Here is a 19,983-nt window from a genome sequence, read left to right on the forward strand (position 1 = left end):
AGAACTGTGGGCATCCGTAGGGACATGCACCGCCTGTGCGGCGAACTGGTCGGCGAGCTGGAGCTCCCCGCACCGGCCCACCCGGCGGACCTGTACGGCGCGCTGTGCGCGGCGATGGCCAGACGCCGTGGCCGCCCGGTCCGCTTCCGCACGGCCGCCTTCCCGGCCGGTACCGCGAGCGGGCTGTGGCTCGACATGGCCGACCAGGACCTCGTGGTGATCGAGGAACGCACCGCCCCCGACCATCAGTTGGTGATCCTCGGTCACGAGTTGTGGCACATGAAGGCGGGGCACAGCGGCCACCACATCGACGGCGCGGCGGTGGCGGCCCGGCTGCTCCAGGACGACGCCCAGCTGGAGGCGACGGTACGGCAGGTGGCGGCGCGCAGCCGCTTCGATCTGACCGACGAGCAGGAGGCGGAGAGCTTCGGGCTGCTGCTCGCCAGCAAGTGCCGTACCTGGCTGGCGGGTTCGACGCTGCGGGGACCGGTGCGCCAGGACCGGCTGGCGGGCCGTATCGAGGCGTCGCTCGGGTACCGGGGCCCACAGGGCTGAAGGCCCTTCACAGCAGGCCGGGGGCGGCTTTCAGCACCGCTGAGTGGGCGAACCGGCGAGTGGCCCCGGCCCGATTGTCAGTGGTGGACGGCAAGCTGGTGGTGCGCCCTCATCCGCGGGGCGGGACAGACGACGCCGACTTGGGGAGAGCCGACCGATGCCCACCGCCGTACTGACGGACCGCGAACGCATCGCCGTGCAGGCGTATCTGCGGCTGCTGCACACCGTGCGGGCCGCCTTCGACGCCGCCGGAGGACCGCCCGGCGATCCCCGGCCACCCGTGGTGCCGCCCGGTGTGCTCGCGGAGGCGGAGCGCGCCCTGGCGGACGCCGGCCTGACCGGCAACGAGGAGGAGTTCTTCCGGCTCCTGCAGAGCTGGTGCCGGGAGCCGTGAGGCGGCTCAGCCGTGCGGCACCGTGACGGCCGTGGCGACCAGGCCGTGCTCGACGGTCCAGCGGCCCTCGAAGACGCCCACGCGCCGGGAGCCGACCAGGGGGCCCGGGACGAGGAGCGTGGCGCTGAAGCCGCCGCCGGGCCGTCCGTCCGCGTCGGCGCGGAGGTCGATGTCGGCCTCGGTGAACTCCAGCCACTTGCCGGTGAGGGGGAACCACGCCTTGTAGACGGACTCCTTGGCGCTGAACAGCAGCCGGTCCCAGCGGATCTCGGGCCGTTCGCGGGAGAGCCTGAGCACCCGCTGGGCCTCGCCGGGCAGCGACACGGCGGCCAACACCCCGTCCGGGAGCGGCGCGTTGGGCTCGGCGTCGATGCCGAGGGAGGCCAGGTCCCCGGCGCGGACCAGGGCGGCGGCGCAGTAGCCGTCGCAGTGGGTCATGCTGCCGGCCAGCCCCTCGGGCCAGCGCGGGGCGCCCCGGTCGCCGGGCACGAGCGGCTGCGGCGCCACTCCGAGCTTCTCCATGGCCCGGCGGGCGCAGACGCGTACGGCGGCGAACTCCCGGCGGCGCTTGTCCACCGCCCGCGCCACGACGGCCGCCTCCTCGGGGTACAGGGCGGCCTCGGCGTCCTCCTCGCCGTACGCCTCCACGGTCACCACCGCGTCCGGCAGCAGCTCCTCGATCACGGGGCCCCGACCTCCCTGGGCAGTATGCGGCGCAGCCGTCCCGGCGGTTCCGGGCGCTTGCGCCACTCGCGCGGGTAGCCCACCGACACCTCCTCGAACCGGACGCCGTCGTGCCAGGTGGTCCGCGGGATGTGCAGATGGCCGTAGACCATGGTCTCCACCCGGAACCTGCGGTGCCAGTCCGCGGTCAGCTCGGTGCCGCACCACATGGCGAATTCGGGATGCCAGAGGATCTCCATGGGGTGCCGGTCGAGCGGGTAGTGGTTGATCAGGACCGTGGGCAGATCGCCGGGGAGCGCGGCGAGCCGGCGTGCGGTCTCGGCGACCCGGGCCCGGCACCAGGCCTCGCGGGAGGGGTAGGGGTCGGGGTGCAGCAGATACTCGTCGTTGCAGACGATGCCGGTGCCCTGCGCGTACCGGAGCCCCTGTTCCTTGGTGGCGCAGCCGGCCGGCAGGAAGGAGTAGTCGTACAGCAGGAACAGCGGGGCGACGGCCACGGGGCCGCCGGTGCCCTCCCAGACGAGGTACGGGTCCTCGGGAGTGATCACGCCGAGCTCGCGGCACAGGGCGACCAGGTAGTCGTAGCGGGCGACGCCGCGCAGGGTGACGGGGTCCCGGGGATGGGTCCACAGCTCGTGGTTGCCGGGGGCCCAGATGACCTTGCTGAAACGGCCGGAGAGCGTGTGCAGCGCCCATCGGATGTCGGCCACGGTCTCCGCGACGTCACCGGCGACCACCAGCCAGTCGTCGTCGCTCTCCGGGCGCATCTTCTCGACCAGGGCGCGGTTCTCCTCGTAGCCGATGTGCAGGTCGCTGATGGCCAGCAGCTGTCCGGCACCGCCGACCGTCGACGCCACCTCTCGTCCCCCTCCGCACGTGGAAAGCACCACGAGAACACATTCACGGGTCCGGTACAAGGCGGGTTCCCGCCTGCGGCGGGCGCGCAGGGGCGCGACCACGGTGTCCCATGATCCGCCCGGCCATGATCGGGCAATCCGTAACACGCATGTTGCACGCGGGGCCTTCGCGGGGCCGTATGATCGCCTCAACACCACCGCCATGCACATCCCTTCGCAGGGGGCGGTTTGGTGTACCTCCAAACTCCTTGGCCGGGCACGGCCTGCTTCGCCGTGCCCGCACACCCTGAAAGGCGGCCTGCATGGTCTCTCGCGTACGCGTCTGGCTCAACCGCACGTACGCGGAGAACGTGTTCTTCATGGATCAGCTGCGCCGAAATCCCGGCGACCGGGCCGTCGAGATCCATGCCACGCACGGCGACGCCGACTCCCCCGTGCTGGCCGCCGCCGACACCGCCGAGCTGGAGCCGGAGGGCCTGTCCCCGGCCGGGTACGTCGAGTACGCCCTCGATCAGTGCCAGCGCCGCGGCATCGACGTGTTCGTGCCCCGGCTGCACCAGTCGGCGGTGGTCGCGCACCGCGCGGAGTTCGCGGCGGTCGGTACGGCCCTGCTGGCGCCGCCGCCGGAGGCGGTGGCCGTCTTCCACGACAAGGTGATCGCGTACGAGGCGGTCCAGGCGATCGGGGTGCCGGTGCCGCCGTGGTGGCGGGTGCGCGGCGCCGAGGAGCTGGTCGCCGCGGTCGAGGAGCTGGAGGCCGCCGGGCACAAGGCGTGCTTCAAGCCGGCGTCCGGGGCGGGCGGGGTGGGCTTCCGCGTGATCACCCGCGCTCCCTTCTCGATGGCGCAGCTCAACGGCTTCCCGAGCCCGTACGTGCCGCTGGATCTCGTGGTGGACGCCCTCGCGCAGGCCGAGGAGGAGGTCGACTGGCTGGTCATGCCGCGCCTGGAGCAGCCGGAGGTGTCGGTGGACTGCCTCACCGGCCCCGACAACCGGATCCGGATGGCGGTGGGCCGCACGAAGAACGGCCGCCGGCGCGGGTTCACGCTCCACGAGCAGTGGCTGGAGCCGGCCCGGGCGATCGCCGAGGGGTTCGGGCTGCACTACCTGTCCAACATCCAGTTCCGGATGTTCGGCGACCGGCCCGTGCTGATGGACGTCAACACGCGCCCCGCGGGCGGCCTGCACCAGCTGTCGCTGTGCGGGATCAACGCGCCGTGGGCGGCTGTTCAGCTGGCGCTCGGGGAGGACCCGGGGGAGGTGGCGCCGCCGTTCCTCGGGCAGGACTACACGGTCGTCTCCGGGCTCCGGCCCCTGCGGGGCGCCCCGCTGCCCCAGCCGCGTGTGGAGGAGCCCCAGCAGGCCCTGCCCGCTCTCCCCTCCCCCGTGAACTCCCCCCTGAACTCCTCCGTCAGCTCCTCCGTCAACTCCGCTGCGGAGAGGGCGAGTCAGGCCCTGCCGCTGTAGCAGTCCGCCGGCCGGGACCGGGTTGGCCCTAGACCTCGTACCCCCATGCCCTCGCGATCTCCCGCAGACGCGGCGGCAGTTCGGTCGTCGGGTCGGCCGTGCGGGCGGGCTGGATGCGGCCGGACTTGATGGTGCTGCTCCAGTCGCCGAGCTGCGGCCGGAACCTGCCGTGGTCCTTGCTGCCGTAGTCGAGCATGCCGCTCTCCCACTCGACGCCCAGGTACGCGCAGAGGGCCCGGGTGGCCTGCTCCGGCTCCGCGGTGAGCTCCTCGTACGTCACCACATGGGCGTCCAGCGTCCGGCGCGCCTCCTCCAGTTTCTCGGAGTAGTTCAGCACCTCCGCCAGGATCTCCGCGTGGTCGGGATCCTTGCGGCGCTCGGTCAGGGAGGCGATGATCGCGCCCGGGTGCCGCAGCAGCAGGATGTAGCGGGCGTTCGGCCAGCATCGGTGCAGCCGGGGCCAGATGAGGGTGTTCGGCGGCGTCTTGTCGACGATGACGTCCTTGCCGCTGCGGGTGAGTTCGAGGTGCATCACCCGGTCCCAGAGCAGGTGTTCCAGCTCGGTCTTGTCCAGTTCCAGCGCCTTCATGGCGTCCGCGGTGAAGCTGCGGGTCAACTGGACGTGGACGGTGCGCAGATGCATCTCGTGCGGGGCGCGGATCCGGCTGTGGCTGTTCAGCAGCACCCGCAGCAGGGTCGAGCCCGAGCGCACCGAGGACAGCACGAACACCGGGGAGTCCACCAGGCGCGGGGCGCGCGGGGCCTCGTAGGGCGGCTGCTCGGGCTGTGCCTCGGCCCGGGGTGCGGGAATGGCGTCGAGGGTGCGGCGTGGCGGGCTCACCGCCTGGATCATCAGCCTGCCCCGACGCCTGAGCCCCTTGCCGATCACGGCTTTGCGCGAGTCTCGCACCGTCACACCTTTCTCTTGCGTCTGCCTCCGCATCCCAGAGGCAGAAGGCGAACTCCAGGTGTCCGGAAGGCAAAGCGCCAGGGCCGCGGAGGCCCCGATTCCGGGGGTGACCTGGTGGTTTACCGCTTCCTTAAATCTTCATGGGAGTTCGGTGCCCGACGCGGCACGAGCGCTCACCGGAGGTAGGCCAGGCCGGGGTGGACCGAGGTGTAGCCCTCGACCAGATCGCGGGCGATGTTCACCGAGTCGACCAGCGGGTGCAGGGCGAAGGCCTTGACGGCCGTCGCCCGGGAGCCGGACTCGGCGGCGGCCAGCACTTCCCGCTCCACCGCCTTGACCGAGCAGACCAGCCCGGTGGCGTGGCCGGGCAGCGGGTCGACGGCGACGGGATGGGCGCCGTTGGCGTCGACCAGGCAGGGGACCTCGATGACGGCGTCGCGGTCGAGGACGGACAGCGTGTGCTGGTTGCGGACGTTCAGGATGAGGGTGGTGCGCTCGTCCCGGGCGATGGCCCGCATCAGCGCGAGGGCGACCTTCTCGTAGCCGCCGGACAGGTCGTCGGCGGCACGCTCGCCGGCGCCCGCGCTCTCCCGGTTCTCCGCCATGTACGTGGCCTCGCGCTCGGCGCGGGTGCGGTCCCAGGCGGCCAGCGCCGCGGCGTCCGGGTCGGTCATCTCGTCGTAGAACCGGGCCTGCTGGTCGCGGAGGAAGGCGCCGCGGGTCTGCTCGGCCCGCTGGTAGGAGCGCACGGCCTCGCGGTTGAAGTAGTAGTAGTGCAGGTATTCGTTGGGGATCGCGCCGAGGGACCGCAGCCAGTCGGGTCCGAAGAGCTTGCCCTCCTCGAAGGAGCCGAGCAGGGCGGGGTCGGCGAGCAGGCGCGGGAGTTCGTCCCGGCCGCCGACGCGCAGACCGCGGACCCAGCCGAGGTGGTTGAGGCCGACGTAGTCGATCCACGCCTCGGCCGGGTCGCGCACGCCGAGCACCCGGGCGATACGGCGGCCGAGGCCGACCGGGGAGTCGCAGATGCCGATGACGCGGTCGCCGAGGTGGCGGGACATGGCCTCGGTGACCAGGCCCGCGGGGTTGGTGAAGTTGATGACCCAGGCGTCGGGCGCGAGCCGGGCCACCCGCCGGGCGATGTCGACGGCCACCGGCACGGTCCGCAGGCCGTATGCGATGCCACCGGCGCCCACCGTCTCCTGTCCGAGCACACCCTCGGCGAGGGCCACCCGCTCGTCGTTCGCCCGGCCCTCCAGACCGCCGACGCGGATCGCGGAGAAGACGAAGTCGGCGCCGCGCAGCGCCTCGTCCAGGTCGGTGGTAGCGGTGACCTCGGGCGCGTCGGACACCTGGGCGGCCTGTTCGGCCAGTACCCGGGTGATGGCGGAGAGCCGTCGCGGATCCAGGTCGTGCAGCACGACCCGCGTCACCCGCCCGGCGCCCCGGTCCCCGAGCAGCGCCCCGTACACGAGCGGCACCCGGAATCCGCCGCCGCCCAGAATCGTCAGCTTCACGTCTGCACCTGCTGTCGTCGCTCTGCCAGCTCTGCACAGACATTACGCGTCCTTCCCCGGCCTCCCCCGCGCGTCGCGTCGGCGCTCCTCGGGGAACGGACCGGACCGGACCACTGGGCCGCCATCGGGTCAACGCCCGGTCTTCAGGGCGGCTTCATCCGGGAGCCCTGGAGCCACGGCATCCTCCTCCGCGTGACAGACGGCAGACCCGCCGGGCGCTCCGGCGCCGGGCTGGACGACGACGGCTCCGTCGCGTACGGGTTCGTCCTTCCCGAGCGCACGCCCGGGCCGGTGATGCACGGGCACCGGGAGATCGCGGCACCGGTGCTGTTGCGGGCCTTCCGGCACGAGGGTCTGGTGGTGCGGAACCACCAGTGCTTCCGTGGCCTGGACTGGCTGGCCGGACAGTGGGAGCTGACCCTCGCCGACGGCCGCACCCTGACCGCTCCGGCCGCGCTGCCCGATCTCCGGCCCGGCGAGACGGCGGCGGTGCCGCTGCCGTTCGAGCTGCCCGGGGACGGGGCCTGGGTGACCCTGCGGGTGACCACGAAGGACGACGAACCGTGGGGCCCGCGCGGCACCGAGGTGTGCGCGCCCCGGCTGCGACTGGGGGCGGCGCCCGTCGGGCCCGGCACCCGGTACCTCGGGTTACCGTGGGCCGCGTGACCACGGAAGAGTCGCTGCGGCCCCAGTCCCTCATGCTGACGTTCCTGGGCGAGCAGGTGCTCGGCCGGGACGTCTGCGTGTACTCGGGCAGCGTCATCGAGGTCTTCGCCCGCGCCGGGATCGGCGAGCAGGCGACGCGGTCCACGCTCACCCGGATGGTCAACCGCGGTCTGCTGCGCCGGCAGCGCGAGGGCCGGCGGATGTACTTCGGGCTCACCGACCGCTCGACGGCCGTCCTGCGCGACGGCGAGCGCAGGATCTGGCACGCCGGCGCGGTGAACCGGCAGTGGGACGGCACCTGGACGCTGCTCGGCTTCTCGCTCCCCGAGTCCTGGCAGCGCCAGCGTCACGACCTGCGCTCGCAGCTCACCTGGAGCGGCTTCGGACCGCTGTTCAACGGCCTGTGGATCGCCCCGGGCGAGGTCGACGTGTCGGCCCTGGTCGCCGAACTCGGCCTGTCGGCCCATGTGAAGGTCTTCCGGGCGCACGCGGACGCCGGCATGGACATCGGCGCCATGATCGAGGAGACCTGGGAACTGTCCGAACTGGCCGCCCGCTACGAGGCGTTCGTGACCCGCTGGCTGCCGTGGGAGACGGACGCCCCGGACGCCGACGACGCCCTCACGCTGCGGCTGCGGGCGCAGACGGAGTGGCTGCGGCTGATCCGCCGCGACCCCCGGCTGCCGGTCCGCCATCTGCCCGAGAACTGGCCGGCGGACCGGGCCGAGAAGACGTTCCGCTCGGTGCACGAGCGGCTGACCCCGCTCGCGGACGCCGCGGCGGCACGGCTTCTCGACCTGGTGCCGGTGCGCCGGGATCAGGCGTAGAACCGCGACAGGCTCCGCAGCACGGCCGCGGGCTTCGGGCCGCCCTCGATCTCGATCGTGCCGTCCACGGCGATCTGCACCCCGCCGGCCACCTCCTCGGCCTCGGCGAGCACGGCGGCCAGGCGGATGCGTGCGCCCGCCTTCACGGGTGCGGGGAAACGCACCTTGTCCAGGCCGTAGTTGACCTTCGTGGTGACGCCCCGGACGTCGAGGAGTTCGGTGAACAGGGGGATGAAGAGGGAGAGGGTGAGATAGCCGTGGGCGATGGGGGCGCCGAAGGGGCCCTCCTTCGCCCGCTCGGGGTCCACGTGGATCCACTGGTGGTCGCCGGTGGCGTCGGCGAAGGTGTCGATGCGGCCCTGGGTGACCTCGATCCACTCGCTGGTGCCGAGGTGGGCGCCGGCCAGCTTCCTGAGTTCGTCGAGGCCGTTCACGGTGATGCTCATGGGGTTCCTTCACTGTTGCCGTACCGACTGCGCAGACGGGACTTGAGGAGTTTTCCGGAGGCGGTGCGCGGGAGCCGGTCCGCGAGGACCAGCGACTTCGGGATCTTGTACTTGGCGAGGTGTCCGGTCAGGGACGCGAGGAGGTCACCGGGGTCGGGTGCGGCGCCCTCGCGGGGGACGACGACCGCGCGCGGCACCTCGCCCCACGTGTCGTCGGGCACGCCGATGACCGCGCACTCGGCGATGTCCGGGTGGGCGAGGAGCAGGTCCTCGATCTCGGCGGGGTAGATGTTCTCGCCGCCGGAGATGATCATGTCCTTGATGCGGTCGACGATCACGACATAGCCGTCCTCGTCGGTGCGGGCCGCGTCCCCGCTGCGGAACCAGCCGTCCGCGAAGGAGGCGGCCGTCTCCTCGGGCAGCCCCCAGTAGCCGGACATGACGTGCGGCCCGCGCACGACCACCTCCCCCGTCTCACCGACGTCGGCCGGAGTCAGGTCCGGGCGTACCACCCGCACATCGCTGAAGAAGTGCGGCACCCCCGCCGAACCCGCCTTGCTCACCGCGTGTTCGGCGTCGAGGAAGAGGGCGCCGGGCGAGGTCTCGGTCATGCCGTACCCCTGGAGGAAGGTCAGCCCGCGCTCCTGGTAGGCGGTGATCAGCGGGGTCGGCACCGGGGAGCCGCCGCAGGTGAGGATCCGCAGGGAGGACAGGTCGGCGTCCGCCCAGCGCGGGTGCCGGGCCAGCTGGTCGAACATGGTGGGCACCCCGAACATGAAGCTGATCCGGTGCCGTTCGACCAGGTCGAAGGTGGCATCCGGGTCGAAGGCCCCGGTCAGGACGCTGGTGCCGCCCTTGAGCAGCACCGGGAGCGTGAGCATGTTCAGCCCCGCGGTGTGGAACAACGGGGCGCTGACCAGGGCCCGTTCGTCGGTGAGCAGGTCGGTGTCGACGAGGACGTTGACCGCGTTCCAGGTGAGGTTGCCGTGGCTGAGCATGGCGCCCTTGGGGCGGCCGGTCGTCCCCGAGGTGTACATGATCATGCAGGTGTCGTCGGGGCCGACCGGCTCGTCGATGGGGGCGGTGTCGGCCGAGGCCAGCAACTCCTCGTATGCGGTGCCCACTTCGACGTACACCCGGATGTCCGTGCGCCGCACGCTCGGCGACGGGCTCCCGTGGATCAGCGCCTTGGCTCCGGAGTCGGCGAGCTGGTAGGCGATCTCGGGCTCGGCGAGCCGGGTGTTGAGCGGGACGAAGACCGCGCCGAGCGTGCCCGCGGCGAACAGGGTCTCCAAAAAGCAGGGGTGGTTGGGGCCGAGGTAGGCGATCCGGTCGCCGCGGCGCAGGCCCCGGGCGCGCAGGGCCTGGGCGAGGCGGGTGGTGCGGTCGTACAGCGTGGCGTAGGTGACAGCGGTGTCGCCGTGGACCAGGGCAGTGCGGTGCGGGGTCTTGCGGGCCCGGCGTGCGGGCCACGATCCCGTTCCCTCGTTGCGCATCCGGCACCCCTTACGGTGTGCTCAGCCCGAGCAGGCGGGCGGCGTTCTCCTTGAGGATCTTCGGCCTGACCTCGTCCTTGATCTCCAGCTTCGCGAAGTCCGCGAGCCAGCGGTCGGGGGTGAGGACGGGGAAGTCCGAGCCGAAGAGGACCTTGTCCTGCAGCAGGGTGTTGGCGTACCGCACGAGCTGCGGCGGGAAGTACTTCGGCGACCATCCCGACAGGTCGATGTGCACGCCGGGCTTGTGGCCGGCGACGGCGAGGGCCTCGTCCTGCCAGGGGAAGGACGGGTGCGCCAGGATGATCTTCAGGTGGGGGAAGTCGGCCGCCACGTCGTCGACGTGCAGGGGGTTGGAGTACTTCAGGCGGATGCCGCCGCCGCCCGGCACGCCCGCGCCGATGCCGGTCTGGCCCGTGTGGAACAGGGCGATCGTGCCCGTCTCCTCGATCACCTCGTACAGGCCGTACGCCACCGAGCGGTCGTTCGGGAAGAACCCCTGGATGCTGGGGTGGAACTTGAACCCCTTCACGCCGTACTCCTCGACCAGGCGGCGGGCCTGCCGCACGCCCGCCCGGCCGCGGAAGGGGTCGATGGAGGCGAACGGGATGAGGACGTCGGGGTTGGCGGCGGCGGCTTCCGCGACCTCCTCGTTGGGGACGGGCGGGGTGCCGGTGGCGGACTCGGCGTCCACCGTGAAGATCACGGCGGCCATGTTCCGCTCGCGGTAATGGGCCGCCGTCTCCTCCAGGGTCGGTTTGCGGTTGCCCGCCACCTTGAAGTAGGCGGAGGAGGCGTCGTGCAGATGGTCCGCGAGCGAGGAGTGGCCCGTGGACGACACCTCGGCGTGGGTGTGGACGTCGATCGCGGTCAGCGCCTGGAGGTCCATCACGCCTCCGGCAGCCGGGGCGCGGGGATGCCGACCGTCTGGAGTTCGGCGCCGACCGAGGCGGGGAAGGCGTCGGCGAGGGAGTCGGGGGTCCAGCCGCCGTCGGCGTAGGCCGTGCTGATCTCCCGCGGATGCGACCACAGGGCCACCTTGTCGCCGCCGATGCCGATGCACTGGCCGGTCACCGAGCGGGCCGCCGCGGAGGCGAGGAAGGGGACGAGGGCCGCGCAGTCCTCGGGGGTGCCGAAGCCCTCGCCCTTGCGGAGGACGCCGGGGAGCGGTTCGCCGTTGCGCAGGGCCTCGATGTACGGCGCGAAGGCGGGGACGGTCTCGGTCATGGCGGTCGCGGCGACCGGCACGATCGCGTTGACGGTGATGTGCGCGCGGCCCAGCTCCATCGCCCAGGTGCGGGCCATGGCGGCGATGCCCGCCTTGGCCGCCGCGTAGTTGGTCTGCCCGAAGTTGCCGCGCTGCCCGGCCGGGGAGCCGACCAGGATCAGGGTGCCGCCCTCACCCTGCTCGCGCATCCGGACGGCGGCGGCGCGGGCGCAGGTGAAGGTGCCCCTGAGGTGGGTCGTGATGACGGCGTCGAAGTCGTCGTCGGTCATCTTCCACAGCACCTTGTCGCGCAGGATGCCGGCGTTGGTGACCAGCACGTCGAGGCGGCCGAACTCGCCGACCGCACGGTCGACGAGGCGGTCGGCGGCCTCGGCCGTACCGACCGCCACCGCTTCGGCGACGGCCGTGCCGCCGGCCTCGCGGATCGACTTCGCGGCCTGTTCGGCGACGGTCCCGTCCAGGTCGTTGACGACCACCGAGGCGCCGTGGGCGGCCAGGGCGTGCGCATAGGCGAGGCCGAGGCCCCGGCCGCTGCCGGTGACGACGGCGGCCTTGCCGATGAGATCGATGCTGGGCACAGCTGAGTCCTTCCAAGGAGTGCGAAAGCGGGGACTGCGTGAGCGAGAGCTTGGACTGCGTGAGCGAGATCGAAGCTAAGAGCAATAATTGGTGACGTCAATAGTTGTCACCGACTGCCAGGCTGGGAAAGACTGGCCCCATGAAGACCGACCCGATCGACGCGAACGAGCCATGGATGCGCGACCTGCACGCGGACACCGGCTACCTGCTCTACCGGCTGGGCCTGCGCTCCGGGCAGTTGTTCAACTCCTGCCTCCAGGAGTCCGGCCTGCGCCTGCGCCACTACGCGGTGCTGCGCTTCCTCGCCACCTGCGAGGGCGCCCTCCAGCGCGAGCTCAGCGCCCGTCTCGGCTACGACCCGAGCGCGATCGTGGGCCTGGTCGACGACCTGGAGAAGGCGGGCTTCGCCGAGCGCCGCCCCTCCCCCGACGACCGCCGCAGCAGGATCGTCGTCCTGACCGGAGCCGGCCGCGCCTTCCTGCGGGACACCGACGAGGCGGGCCTGCGGGTGACCAACGAACTCCTCGAACCGCTCGCGCCGGCCGAGCGCGAGACGCTGCACGCCCTGCTCCTGCGGATCGCCCAGGACGGACTGGCCTGACGACGAGAATGTTGTGCAAGTGATTGACGGCTGCACGACTACTGCCTAACTTCACGGAGGCATCGGCACCGTCCCCCAGGGAGCCCACCGTGCAGCCATCCCCACCCGTCCCCGACTCCCGGCAGTTGCGCAGAGTCGCCCTGTCCGGCCTGCTCGGCACCGCCGTGGAGTTCTACGACTTCCTCGTCTACGGCACCGTCGCCGCGCTCGTCTTCGGCGAGCTGTTCTTCCCCGACGCCGACCCCGCCGTCGGCACGATCGCCGCCTTCGGCACCTTCGCCGCCGGTTACCTGGCCCGGCCCGTCGGCGGCATCCTCTTCGGCCACTTCGGCGACCGCGTGGGCCGCAAGTCGATGATGCTGCTGACCATGCTGTTGATGGGCAGCGGCAGTTTTCTGATCGGTCTGCTGCCCACCTACGACGCGATCGGCGTCTGGGCGCCCGTGCTGCTGGTCCTGCTCCGCGTCGTGCAGGGCATCGCGATCGGCGGGGAGTGGGGCGGCGCCACCCTGATGGTCGTCGAGCACGCCGAGCGCACCCAGAGCGGGCGGCGCGGGCTGTGGTCCAGCTTCACCCAACTCGGCGCCCCACTGGGCTCGTTGCTCTCCGCCGGAGTCGTCACCGCGGTCTCCGCGCTGCCCGACGACGACTTCCGCTCCTGGGGCTGGCGGGTGCCCTTCCTGCTGAGCGTGGTCCTGCTCGGCGTCGGCATGTTCGTCCGCCTCAAGGTCGCCGAGAGCCCCCTGTTCACCAAGCCCGCGCCGCGCGAGAAGCCACCCGTGCTGGAGGTCCTGCGCCGCCCCAAGCCGGTGCTGCTGGCCGCCTGCGTCGGCATCGGCGCCTTCACCGCGCAGTCCCTGCTGACCAGCTTCATGATCACGTACGCCGTCGACGAGGGCTACAGCCGCTCGCAGGTGCTCACCGCGGTGACCGTCGCCTCCGGGGTCGCCCTGCTGGTCCTGCCCGCCGCCTCCGCCCTCTCCGACCGGGTCGGCCGCCGTCCGGTCGTGCTGACCGGCGCCGTCGCCTCCGCCGCGCTCGCCTTCCCCGTCCTGGCCCTGGTCGAGTCCGGCTCCCCCGGCCTGCTGATCCTCGCCCTCGCGCTCGGCCACGGCGTGGCCCAGTCCACGATGTACGGCCCGCTGGGCGCCCTGCTCACCGAGATGTTCGGCACCCGGGTCCGCTACACCGGCGCCTCCCTCGGCTACCAGGGGGCCACCCTGCTCGGCGCGGGCTTCTCCCCCCTGATCGCCAGCAGTCTGCTCGCCTCGAACGGCGGTGACGGCACGCCCGTCTCCCTGCTGCTGTGCGGTGGCGCGGCGATCACCGCGCTGGCCGTGTGGCGGATCCGCGAGACCCGCACCGACGCCCTGGAACCCGCCCCGGCCCGTTCCGCGACCCCCACCCCGGAAGGGACACCCCGTTGAGAACCCTGGTCGCCGTCGCACTGGCCGTCACCCTCACCACGGCCGCCGCCCTGCCCGCTGCGGACACCCACCTGGAGGGCCATCTCCCCTCGGGCGCCGCCTACTTGATGGACGTGTCGGCGAACTGGAACGGCACGGTCCTGCTGTACAGCCACGGCTACCGGCCCGCCGGCTCACCCAACCCGGCCCAGAACGCGCCCGATCCGACCACCCGGGCCGAACTCCTGGACCAGGGCTATGCCTTGATCGGCTCCTCCTACGCCACCACCGGCTGGGCCGTGACCGACGCCGTGCCCGACCAGCTCGCCACGCTCGACGTCTTCACCGAGAAGTTCGGCCCGGCCGACGAGACCCTCGCCTGGGGCACGTCCTACGGCGGACTGGTCACGACCAGGCTCGCCGAACGGCACGCCGACCGCTTCGACGGCTCGCTGTCGATGTGCGGCCTGGTGCAGGGCGGCGTGGCGAACTGGAACAGCACGCTGGACCCGGTGTTCGCGCTGGACACCCTGCTCGGCTCGGACGTCCGGCTCACCGGCTTCGCGGACCGGGCCGAGGCGCAGCACGCCGCCGCGTCGCTCTCCGCGGACCTGACGGCCGCCCGGCAGACCCCCGAGGGCCGCGCCCGGATCGCCCTCGCCGCCGCTCTGCACGGCATCCCCGGCGACGCCCTGCCCGGGCTCGTCCAGCTCCCCGCCTTCAGCTGGCGTCAGGAGGCGGAGACCCGGGCGGGCGGCAACCCGTCCTGGAACACGGGCGTCGACTACACGGCCATGCTCCACCGCTCCCCGTTGTACAAGGAGGTCGCCGGCCTCTACAAGGAGGCGGACGTCTCCCTGCGCGAGGACCTCCACGCCCTGCGCCGGGCGCCCCGGGTCACCGCCGACGCCCCGGCCGTACGGTGGATGCGGGACACCAGCGTCCTCACCGGCCGTCTCACCGACCCCCAGCTGACCATCCACACCACCGGTGACACCCTGATCCCCGTCCAGGCGGAGAGCGCCTACCGCAGGGCCGCCACCGCGGCGGGCTCGGGCGCACTGCTGGCGCAGGCCTACGTCGACGCGCCCGGCCACTGCACGTTCACCCCCGGCGAGACGGTGGGCGCCCTGCACACGCTGCGGGCCCGGCTGGCCACGGGCCGCTGGGACGCCTCGCCCCGCGCGCTCAACTCCCGTGCGCGGCAGACCGATTCCACCACCGAGCCCCGCTACACCGGGTACAGTCCGGCCCCCTACCCCCGCCCCTACGATCTGGCCCACCCGGGAGACGCCCGGCCATGACCCCTCGTTCCGCGCCCGACCGGCTGCTGTCCGTGCTCGCCGCCTTCGACCACGAGCATCCGGCGCTGAGCCTGACGGACATCAGCCGGCGGGCCGGGCTGAGCCTGACCACCGCACACCGTCTGGTGGGCGCCCTCACCGAGTGGGGCGCGCTGGAACGCGACCCGGGCGGCGTCTACCACGTGGGGCTGCGGCTGTGGGAGATCGCGGCACTGGCCCCGCGCGGCCTCGCCCTCCGGCAGGTCGCGCTGCCCTTTCTGGAGGACCTGTACGAAGCGACCCACGAGAACGTGCAGTTGGCGGTGCGGGACGGCCCGGAGGTCGTCTACATCGAGTGGCTCTCCGGCCGCTCGGCGGTCGGCGTCCACATCCGCGTCGGCGCCCGCTGGCCCCTGCACGCCACCGGGGTGGGCCTCGCCCTGCTGGCCCATGACGACCCGGCCCGCCAGGAGGAGTACTGCTCCGGGCCGCTGGCGTCCTTCACCCCGTACACGATCACCGACCCCGCCCGGCTGCGCCGCGAGCTGGCCGAAGTACGCCGTACGGGAGTGGCGGTGAGCAGTCGTCAGGTCACCGACGACGCCCTGTCGGTGGCCGCGCCCGTACGGGGAACCGGCGGCGCGGTGGTCGCGGCGGTGTCGGTGGTGGTACCCGAGGCCGACGCCCAGGTACCGGTGCTGGCCCCGGCCGTGCGGATCGCGGCGCGCGGGATCTCGCGCGCTCTGGGGTGGCTCCCCGAGGGGCACTGAACGCTCAGCCCAGCACCGTGCGGGCCAGGTACGTCACGTCCTTTCCCGCGTGCCGGGCGGTGGCCCGGCAGGCGAGGGTCGTGTCGGAGGTGACCCGGGCCGGGGTGATCCGCCAGCGGACCGTCAGGTCGGCGCCCGCCCGCAGGACAGGGGCGGTGACCGGGTCGAGGGCGTGGATGTCCCAGCCGCCGGGGACGCCCAGGGTGAGGCGGGGGGCGGTCCAGGGGCGGGCGGAGCCGTTGGCGAGGGACGCGGTGACGAGGAGGTCCGGCGCCCGGCCGGTGACCTCCAGCGTCAGGCCGAAGGGCGTGCGGGGGTAGGTGGGCGACCAGGAGTCACGCATCAGCCGTACCAGCGCGTCCGCCTGGGCCGGGCGCGCCGACGCCAGGTCGTCCTGCTCACCGGGGTCCCGGGACAGGTCGTACAGCTCCACGTCCCACTCGTCGTCGGGGACGCCGCGGTCCTGGCCCGGGGCGAAGCGCACCGCCTTCAGGTCGCCGCGCCGCAGCGCCTCCGCGAGCCGGCGGCCCCGGCCCTGGTCGACGGCGTCGGAGCGCGGGGTGACTCCGCTGTGGTTGCGGTAGAAGTACAGGTGGTCGTGGCGGGCCGGGTGGCCGGAGCCGCGCAGCAGCGGGGCCAGCGAGAGGCCGTCGAGGTCCGTCGGGGCGGGGGCGCCGGCGAGGTCGGCGAGGGTGGGGAGCAGGTCGGTGAGCGGGGTGGGGCGGTCGGTGGTGCCGGCCGGGACGCGCCGCGGGGACCAGGCGATGAGCGGGACGCGGACGCCGCCCTCGTACAGGTTCCGTTTGTAGCCGCGCAACGGGCCGTTGGCGTCGAAGAGGTCGGGATTGGTCCGGCCCTCCTCGTGCGGGCCGTTGTCGCTGGTGACCAGGACGAGGGTGCGGTCCGCGACGCCGAGCCGGGTGAGGCGGTCGACGACGTCGCCGACCAGCGAGTCGAAGGCGGTGACCTGGGCGGCGTGCCGCCGGTCGGGGCCCGGCCAGGGGCGGTCGCCGTACCCGCCGTCGTCGGGGGTGTGGCTGGGCGCGTGCGGCAGGGCCGGGGTCAGGTACAGCAGGAACGGCTCGGCGCGGTGCGCGTCGAGGAAGGCCAGCGCCCGGTCCTTCAGCAGGTCGGGCGCGTACACCTCGCGGGCGTCTCCGCGGTTGGCGGGGATCTCCTGCCGGGTGCCGTTGTGCCACAGGTACTCGGGGAAGTAGTCGTGGGCGTGGCGGTGCCCGAGGTAGCCGTGGAACTCCTCGAAACCGCGGGAGTTGGGGTGGCTGGGCTGGTCCGGCAGCTCGGGTCCGAAGCCCCACTTGCCGAAGATGCCGGTGCGGTAGCCGAGCGCGCGGAGCGCCTCGGCGAAGGTGAAGTCCCGGTCGGTCAGCGCCCCTTGGCCGCCCGGGCCCCACGGGTTCTCGCGGACGGTGGCGTGCCCGGCGTGCAGCCCGGTGAGCACCGAGCAGCGCGAGGGCGCGCAGACGGGGGCGGTGGCGTAGGCGTCGGTGAAGCGCAGTCCCTCGGCGGCCAGGGCGTCCAGGCGGGGGGTGTCGATGAGCTTTTGGCCGTAGGCGCCGAGTTCGCCGTGGCCGAGATCGTCGGCGAGGATCACCACGAAGCTGAGCCGGTCCGTGCCGGAGCGCACGGCCGGCACGGCCGGGGCCTGCTTGCCGTCGGCCACCGGCACCGGCGAGCCGGGCCCCTCGCACGCGGTGACCGCCCCGGCCGCGACCGGCACGGCGGCGGCCGCGGTGAGGAATCGGCGGCGGCTCGGCATACGTGACTCCTGGAGGCGGCGGGCAGGGCATCCGCAGACGATGGTGGTCGCAGCCGTCGGTCCATGACCATGCACACGCTGTGAACGCTCTGTTTCGACCTTTGAGAGGGAAAGTCCTGACTCCTGGTTCCTTCTCCGCGGCATCGAAGCGATCACAAACGGAGGGACGATATCCCTCTCACCGGTGAGGACGTCGCCCCGTCCGGCCTCCGATACTGGAACGGCCTCTTGCCCCGAGGAGCCGCCCATGTCCCCGCCGACCTGGCTCGCCCCCGCCGCCGCCCGGCTGCGCACGGCGAACCCGTACGTCGTCGACGCCGCGCTCGCCGCGCTGGTGCTGTTCGCCGCCTCCCTCCAGTGGCTCTTCCCGGACGACGGGGACCACAGGCTGACCTGGCGGGGCTGGCTGCTGGCCGCGGCCACCGCGCTGCCCCTGGTCTGGCGTCGCCGGGCGCCGTTCGCCGCCGCGTGCGCGGTGTCGCTGGCCACCCCCGCGATGGCCTGGTACCACGCGCCCCCGCCGGACGTGATGTACGCCGGTCTGGTCGTCCTCTACACGATGGCCGCCCAGGGCCGGGCCTGGCAGCGCCGGTTCATGCTCACGGGCTGGATCCTCGGGGTCGTGCTCACCATGCAGCACAAGGAGGAGCCGCTGCCCTTCGAGTACGCCTTCCAGCTGCTGAGCGTCGTCGGCGCGTACGGCCTCGGCATGCTCGCCCGGGTGCAGCGCGCCTACACCGCCGCCCTGGTGGACCGGACCCGGCGCCTGGAACGGGAGCGGGCCGCGGACACGGCTCGGGCGACGGCCCAGGAGCGGGCCCGGATCGCCCGGGACATGCACGACATCCTGGCCCACGCGGTGAGCCTGATGGTGGTGCAGGCCGAGGCGGGACCGGTGGTGATGCGCACCGATCCGGTGCGTGCGGAGGCGGCGTTCGACGCCATCGCGGCGACCGGCCGGGACGCGATGGCGCAGCTGCGGCGGATCCTCGGCGTGCTGAAGGAGGAGGAGCGCGAGGGCGGGGCGCGGCGGCTGCCGCAGCCGGGCGTGGCGGCGCTGCCCGGCCTGGTCCGGCAGGTCACCGGGTCCACCGGGCTGCGGGTGGACCTGCGCAGCGCGGGGCAGCCGCGCCCGCTGCCGCCGGACACCGAGGTGGCCGCCTTCCGGATCGTGCAGGAGGCGCTCACCAACACCGTGAAGCACGCCTGCGCCTCCTCCGCTACCGTCGCTCTGGACTGGGCGGAGGACGCATTGACACTGTCGGTGACGGACGACGGCCGCGGCCCCTCGGGGCCGGGCGGCGGACACGGGCTGATCGGCATCCGTGAGCGCGCCGCGGCCTGCGGGGGCACCGCCCGTGCCGGGCGCGGCCAGGACGGCGGTTTCCGGGTCGTCGTACGCCTCCCGGCCGACGACCGGCAGGCGGCGCCGGGGTGAGCATCCGGGTGGTCGTCGCCGACGACCAGGAGCTGGTCCGCAGCGGTTTCAGCATGATCCTGGAGGCGCAGCCGGACATCGAGGTGGTCGCCGAGGCCGGGGACGGCGCCGAGGCGGTCGCCGCGGTGCGGCAGCACGCGCCCGACGTGCTGCTCCTCGACATCCGGATGCCCGTCATGGACGGCCTGGAGGCGGCCCGGCGGGTGTGCGGGCAGTCCGCCTGCAAGGTGGTCATGCTGACCACCTTCGACCTGGACGAGTACGTGTACGAGGCGCTGTACGCGGGCGCCAGCGGCTTTCTGCTGAAGGACGTCCGCCGCGACGACCTCGTGCACGCCGTCCGGGTGGTCGCGGCCGGCGACTCGCTGCTCGCCCCGACCGTGACCCGCCGGCTCGTCGCCGACCTGGTGCGCCGCCGGAGACAGGAGGCGGCCGCCGAGGTCACGCCCGAGCGCCTCGACGTCCTCACCGCCCGCGAGGCGGAGACGCTGCGGATGCTGGCCCGGGGACTGTCCAACGCGGAGATCGCCTCGGCCCTGTTCGTGAGCGAGCACACGGTCAAGACCCACGTCAGCAATGTGCTGAGCAAGCTGGGGCTGCGGGACCGGGTGCAGGCGGTGATCTGCGCGTACGAGACGGGCCTGGTGGCCCCCGGGGAGGCTCAGTCCTGATCCTCCCCCAGCTCGGTGAAGAGGGTGAGCTGCAGCGCCCCCGGCGCCTGGAGCCGGGAGTTGAGCGAGTTCCAGGGCGTGCGCGTCGGCTCGGCGACGACCTCCGCGCCGGCCTCGGCCAGCTCCCGTGTCACCGCCGCGGAGTCGTCCACCTGGAACGCCACCCGGATGTGCCCGGCGACCCGGCGTCCGACCTCGACGTCGTCGATGAACTCCGCGTGGTTCGGATCGGTCAGCTCCAGCGTCGCCCGCCCCGCCTCCAGGATGCTCACCCGGCCGCCCGGCGAGGAGAACGCCGCTCTCTCGGGCAGGCCCAGGACATCCCGGTAGAAGTGCAGCGCGGCGTCGTAGTCCGCCGCGGTGACCACCAGGCGCAGCTCGCGGACTCCCGGTTCCTCGGACATCGGCACTCCTTCGT

The 19,983-nt window shown here is 72.9% G+C and carries 20 protein-coding genes and 1 pseudogene; 11 read left to right on the forward strand and 10 right to left on the reverse strand.

Annotated elements, in window-relative coordinates; translation table 11 throughout:
- Positions 1-24 precede the first annotated feature (24 nt).
- Together ACWD1Z_RS05510 and ACWD1Z_RS05515 are read left to right on the forward strand one after the other, a co-directional pair.
- Positions 25-555: a toxin-antitoxin system, toxin component gene (locus ACWD1Z_RS05510; protein ID WP_389419224.1), complete on the forward strand. Its 531-nt coding sequence runs from the start codon at positions 25-27 to the stop codon at positions 553-555.
- Positions 556-712: 157 nt separating this feature from the next.
- Positions 713-949: a hypothetical protein gene (locus ACWD1Z_RS05515; RefSeq protein WP_451115771.1), complete on the forward strand. Its 237-nt coding sequence runs from the start codon at positions 713-715 to the stop codon at positions 947-949.
- A 6-nt stretch (positions 950-955) separates the two neighbouring features.
- Here the strand turns inward: ACWD1Z_RS05515 and ACWD1Z_RS05520 are convergent, their stop codons facing one another.
- Positions 956-1,633, reverse strand: a complete 678-nt coding sequence (locus tag ACWD1Z_RS05520) for a 4'-phosphopantetheinyl transferase family protein (RefSeq protein WP_451115772.1) — start codon at positions 1,631-1,633, stop codon at positions 956-958.
- Positions 1,630-2,490 (reverse strand): metallophosphoesterase family protein, encoded by an 861-nt coding sequence (locus tag ACWD1Z_RS05525; RefSeq protein WP_451115773.1) that lies wholly within the window; start codon positions 2,488-2,490, stop codon positions 1,630-1,632. The genes ACWD1Z_RS05520 and ACWD1Z_RS05525 overlap by 4 nt, the downstream gene beginning before the upstream one ends.
- 302 nt (positions 2,491-2,792) lie before the next feature.
- Between ACWD1Z_RS05525 and ACWD1Z_RS05530 the strand changes: the two genes are divergently transcribed.
- A complete protein-coding gene (locus ACWD1Z_RS05530) occupies positions 2,793-3,956 on the forward strand; it encodes an ATP-grasp domain-containing protein (RefSeq protein WP_451115775.1) in 1,164 nt (387 codons plus the stop codon).
- 28 nt (positions 3,957-3,984) lie between these two features.
- Here ACWD1Z_RS05530 and ACWD1Z_RS05535 read toward each other — a convergent pair whose 3' ends face one another.
- Both ACWD1Z_RS05535 and ACWD1Z_RS05540 read right to left on the reverse strand, forming a co-directional pair.
- On the reverse strand, positions 3,985-4,866 hold the full coding sequence (locus tag ACWD1Z_RS05535) for a sulfotransferase family protein (RefSeq protein WP_451115777.1): 882 nt from the start codon (positions 4,864-4,866) through the stop codon (positions 3,985-3,987).
- Positions 4,867-5,039: 173 nt separating this feature from the next.
- Positions 5,040-6,380, reverse strand: coding sequence for a 6-phospho-beta-glucosidase (locus ACWD1Z_RS05540; RefSeq protein ID WP_451115778.1), 1,341 nt, complete (start codon positions 6,378-6,380; stop codon positions 5,040-5,042).
- A gap of 72 nt (positions 6,381-6,452) precedes the next feature.
- Here ACWD1Z_RS05540 and ACWD1Z_RS05545 point away from each other — a divergent pair.
- Both ACWD1Z_RS05545 and ACWD1Z_RS05550 read left to right on the forward strand, forming a co-directional pair.
- Positions 6,453-7,004, forward strand: a pseudogene (locus tag ACWD1Z_RS05545) (beta-galactosidase domain 4-containing protein); the annotation flags it as partial.
- Positions 7,005-7,042: 38 nt separating this feature from the next.
- Positions 7,043-7,873, forward strand: coding sequence for a PaaX family transcriptional regulator (locus ACWD1Z_RS05550; RefSeq protein WP_451115780.1), 831 nt, complete (start codon positions 7,043-7,045; stop codon positions 7,871-7,873).
- On the opposite strand, the gene ACWD1Z_RS05555 is transcribed toward ACWD1Z_RS05550, so the two are convergent.
- From ACWD1Z_RS05555 to ACWD1Z_RS05570, 4 genes are read right to left on the reverse strand one after another with little or no spacing between them, the layout of a single operon-like run.
- Positions 7,864-8,319 carry a MaoC family dehydratase gene (locus ACWD1Z_RS05555; protein ID WP_451115782.1) on the reverse strand — a complete coding sequence of 152 codons (456 nt, stop codon included), beginning with the start codon at positions 8,317-8,319 and terminating at the stop codon, positions 7,864-7,866. The two genes, ACWD1Z_RS05550 and ACWD1Z_RS05555, sit on opposite strands and share 10 nt — an antisense overlap.
- Positions 8,316-9,815 (reverse strand): o-succinylbenzoate--CoA ligase, encoded by a 1,500-nt coding sequence (gene menE / locus ACWD1Z_RS05560; protein ID WP_451115783.1) that lies wholly within the window; start codon positions 9,813-9,815, stop codon positions 8,316-8,318. The genes ACWD1Z_RS05555 and menE overlap by 4 nt, the downstream gene beginning before the upstream one ends.
- A gap of 10 nt (positions 9,816-9,825) precedes the next feature.
- A complete protein-coding gene (locus ACWD1Z_RS05565; protein WP_451115785.1) occupies positions 9,826-10,701 on the reverse strand; it encodes an amidohydrolase family protein in 876 nt (291 codons plus the stop codon).
- Positions 10,701-11,618: an SDR family NAD(P)-dependent oxidoreductase gene (locus ACWD1Z_RS05570; protein ID WP_451115786.1), complete on the reverse strand. Its 918-nt coding sequence runs from the start codon at positions 11,616-11,618 to the stop codon at positions 10,701-10,703. The genes ACWD1Z_RS05565 and ACWD1Z_RS05570 overlap by 1 nt, the downstream gene beginning before the upstream one ends.
- Positions 11,619-11,758: 140 nt before the next feature.
- Between ACWD1Z_RS05570 and ACWD1Z_RS05575 the strand changes: the two genes are divergently transcribed.
- The 4 genes from ACWD1Z_RS05575 to ACWD1Z_RS05590 all read left to right on the forward strand — a co-directional run bounded on the left by ACWD1Z_RS05575 (position 11,759) and on the right by ACWD1Z_RS05590 (position 15,679).
- Complete coding sequence (locus tag ACWD1Z_RS05575; RefSeq protein ID WP_451115787.1) at positions 11,759-12,220, forward strand: MarR family winged helix-turn-helix transcriptional regulator; 462 nt, start codon at positions 11,759-11,761, stop codon at positions 12,218-12,220.
- An 89-nt stretch (positions 12,221-12,309) separates the two neighbouring features.
- Positions 12,310-13,647 (forward strand): MFS transporter, encoded by a 1,338-nt coding sequence (locus tag ACWD1Z_RS05580; protein WP_451115789.1) that lies wholly within the window; start codon positions 12,310-12,312, stop codon positions 13,645-13,647.
- Entirely contained in the window at positions 13,644-14,930 is a 1,287-nt protein-coding gene (locus ACWD1Z_RS05585) for an alpha/beta hydrolase family protein (RefSeq protein WP_451115791.1), read from the forward strand. The genes ACWD1Z_RS05580 and ACWD1Z_RS05585 overlap by 4 nt, the downstream gene beginning before the upstream one ends.
- Entirely contained in the window at positions 14,927-15,679 is a 753-nt protein-coding gene (locus ACWD1Z_RS05590; protein WP_451115793.1) for an IclR family transcriptional regulator, read from the forward strand. Before ACWD1Z_RS05585 ends, ACWD1Z_RS05590 begins: the two co-directional genes overlap by 4 nt.
- Positions 15,680-15,683: 4 nt before the next feature.
- Here the strand turns inward: ACWD1Z_RS05590 and ACWD1Z_RS05595 are convergent, their stop codons facing one another.
- Complete coding sequence (locus ACWD1Z_RS05595; protein ID WP_451115794.1) at positions 15,684-17,456, reverse strand: sulfatase-like hydrolase/transferase; 1,773 nt, start codon at positions 17,454-17,456, stop codon at positions 15,684-15,686.
- 247 nt (positions 17,457-17,703) lie between these two features.
- On the opposite strand from ACWD1Z_RS05595, the gene ACWD1Z_RS05600 reads away from it, so the two are divergent.
- Together ACWD1Z_RS05600 and ACWD1Z_RS05605 are read left to right on the forward strand one after the other, a co-directional pair.
- Positions 17,704-18,894: a sensor histidine kinase gene (locus ACWD1Z_RS05600; protein WP_451115796.1), complete on the forward strand. Its 1,191-nt coding sequence runs from the start codon at positions 17,704-17,706 to the stop codon at positions 18,892-18,894.
- The gene (locus tag ACWD1Z_RS05605) at positions 18,891-19,565 is read left to right on the forward strand and encodes a response regulator (RefSeq protein ID WP_451115798.1); all 675 of its coding nucleotides are present in this window, start codon (positions 18,891-18,893) and stop codon (positions 19,563-19,565) included. Before ACWD1Z_RS05600 ends, ACWD1Z_RS05605 begins: the two co-directional genes overlap by 4 nt.
- On the opposite strand, the gene ACWD1Z_RS05610 is transcribed toward ACWD1Z_RS05605, so the two are convergent.
- The gene (locus ACWD1Z_RS05610; RefSeq protein ID WP_451115800.1) at positions 19,556-19,969 is read right to left on the reverse strand and encodes a VOC family protein; all 414 of its coding nucleotides are present in this window, start codon (positions 19,967-19,969) and stop codon (positions 19,556-19,558) included. The two genes, ACWD1Z_RS05605 and ACWD1Z_RS05610, sit on opposite strands and share 10 nt — an antisense overlap.
- Positions 19,970-19,983: the final 14 nt, after the last annotated feature.

The organism is Streptomyces sp. NPDC002784 (assembly GCF_053592135.1).

What these genes read in the sequence shown, in the direction of transcription:
- ACWD1Z_RS05510 (WP_389419224.1), top strand. Translation starts at nt 25, where the DNA reads ATGCACCGCCTGTGCGGCGAACTGGTCGGCGAGCTGGAGCTCCCCGCA.
- ACWD1Z_RS05515 (WP_451115771.1), top strand. Translation starts at nt 713, where the DNA reads ATGCCCACCGCCGTACTGACGGACCGCGAACGCATCGCCGTGCAGGCG.
- ACWD1Z_RS05530 (WP_451115775.1), top strand. Translation starts at nt 2,793, where the DNA reads ATGGTCTCTCGCGTACGCGTCTGGCTCAACCGCACGTACGCGGAGAAC.
- ACWD1Z_RS05555 (WP_451115782.1), bottom strand. Translation starts at nt 8,319, where the DNA reads ATGAGCATCACCGTGAACGGCCTCGACGAACTCAGGAAGCTGGCCGGC.
- menE (WP_451115783.1), bottom strand. Translation starts at nt 9,815, where the DNA reads ATGCGCAACGAGGGAACGGGATCGTGGCCCGCACGCCGGGCCCGCAAG.
- ACWD1Z_RS05565 (WP_451115785.1), bottom strand. Translation starts at nt 10,701, where the DNA reads ATGGACCTCCAGGCGCTGACCGCGATCGACGTCCACACCCACGCCGAG.
- ACWD1Z_RS05575 (WP_451115787.1), top strand. Translation starts at nt 11,759, where the DNA reads ATGAAGACCGACCCGATCGACGCGAACGAGCCATGGATGCGCGACCTG.
- ACWD1Z_RS05590 (WP_451115793.1), top strand. Translation starts at nt 14,927, where the DNA reads ATGACCCCTCGTTCCGCGCCCGACCGGCTGCTGTCCGTGCTCGCCGCC.
- ACWD1Z_RS05595 (WP_451115794.1), bottom strand. Translation starts at nt 17,456, where the DNA reads ATGCCGAGCCGCCGCCGATTCCTCACCGCGGCCGCCGCCGTGCCGGTC.
- ACWD1Z_RS05600 (WP_451115796.1), top strand. Translation starts at nt 17,704, where the DNA reads ATGTCCCCGCCGACCTGGCTCGCCCCCGCCGCCGCCCGGCTGCGCACG.
- ACWD1Z_RS05610 (WP_451115800.1), bottom strand. Translation starts at nt 19,969, where the DNA reads ATGTCCGAGGAACCGGGAGTCCGCGAGCTGCGCCTGGTGGTCACCGCG.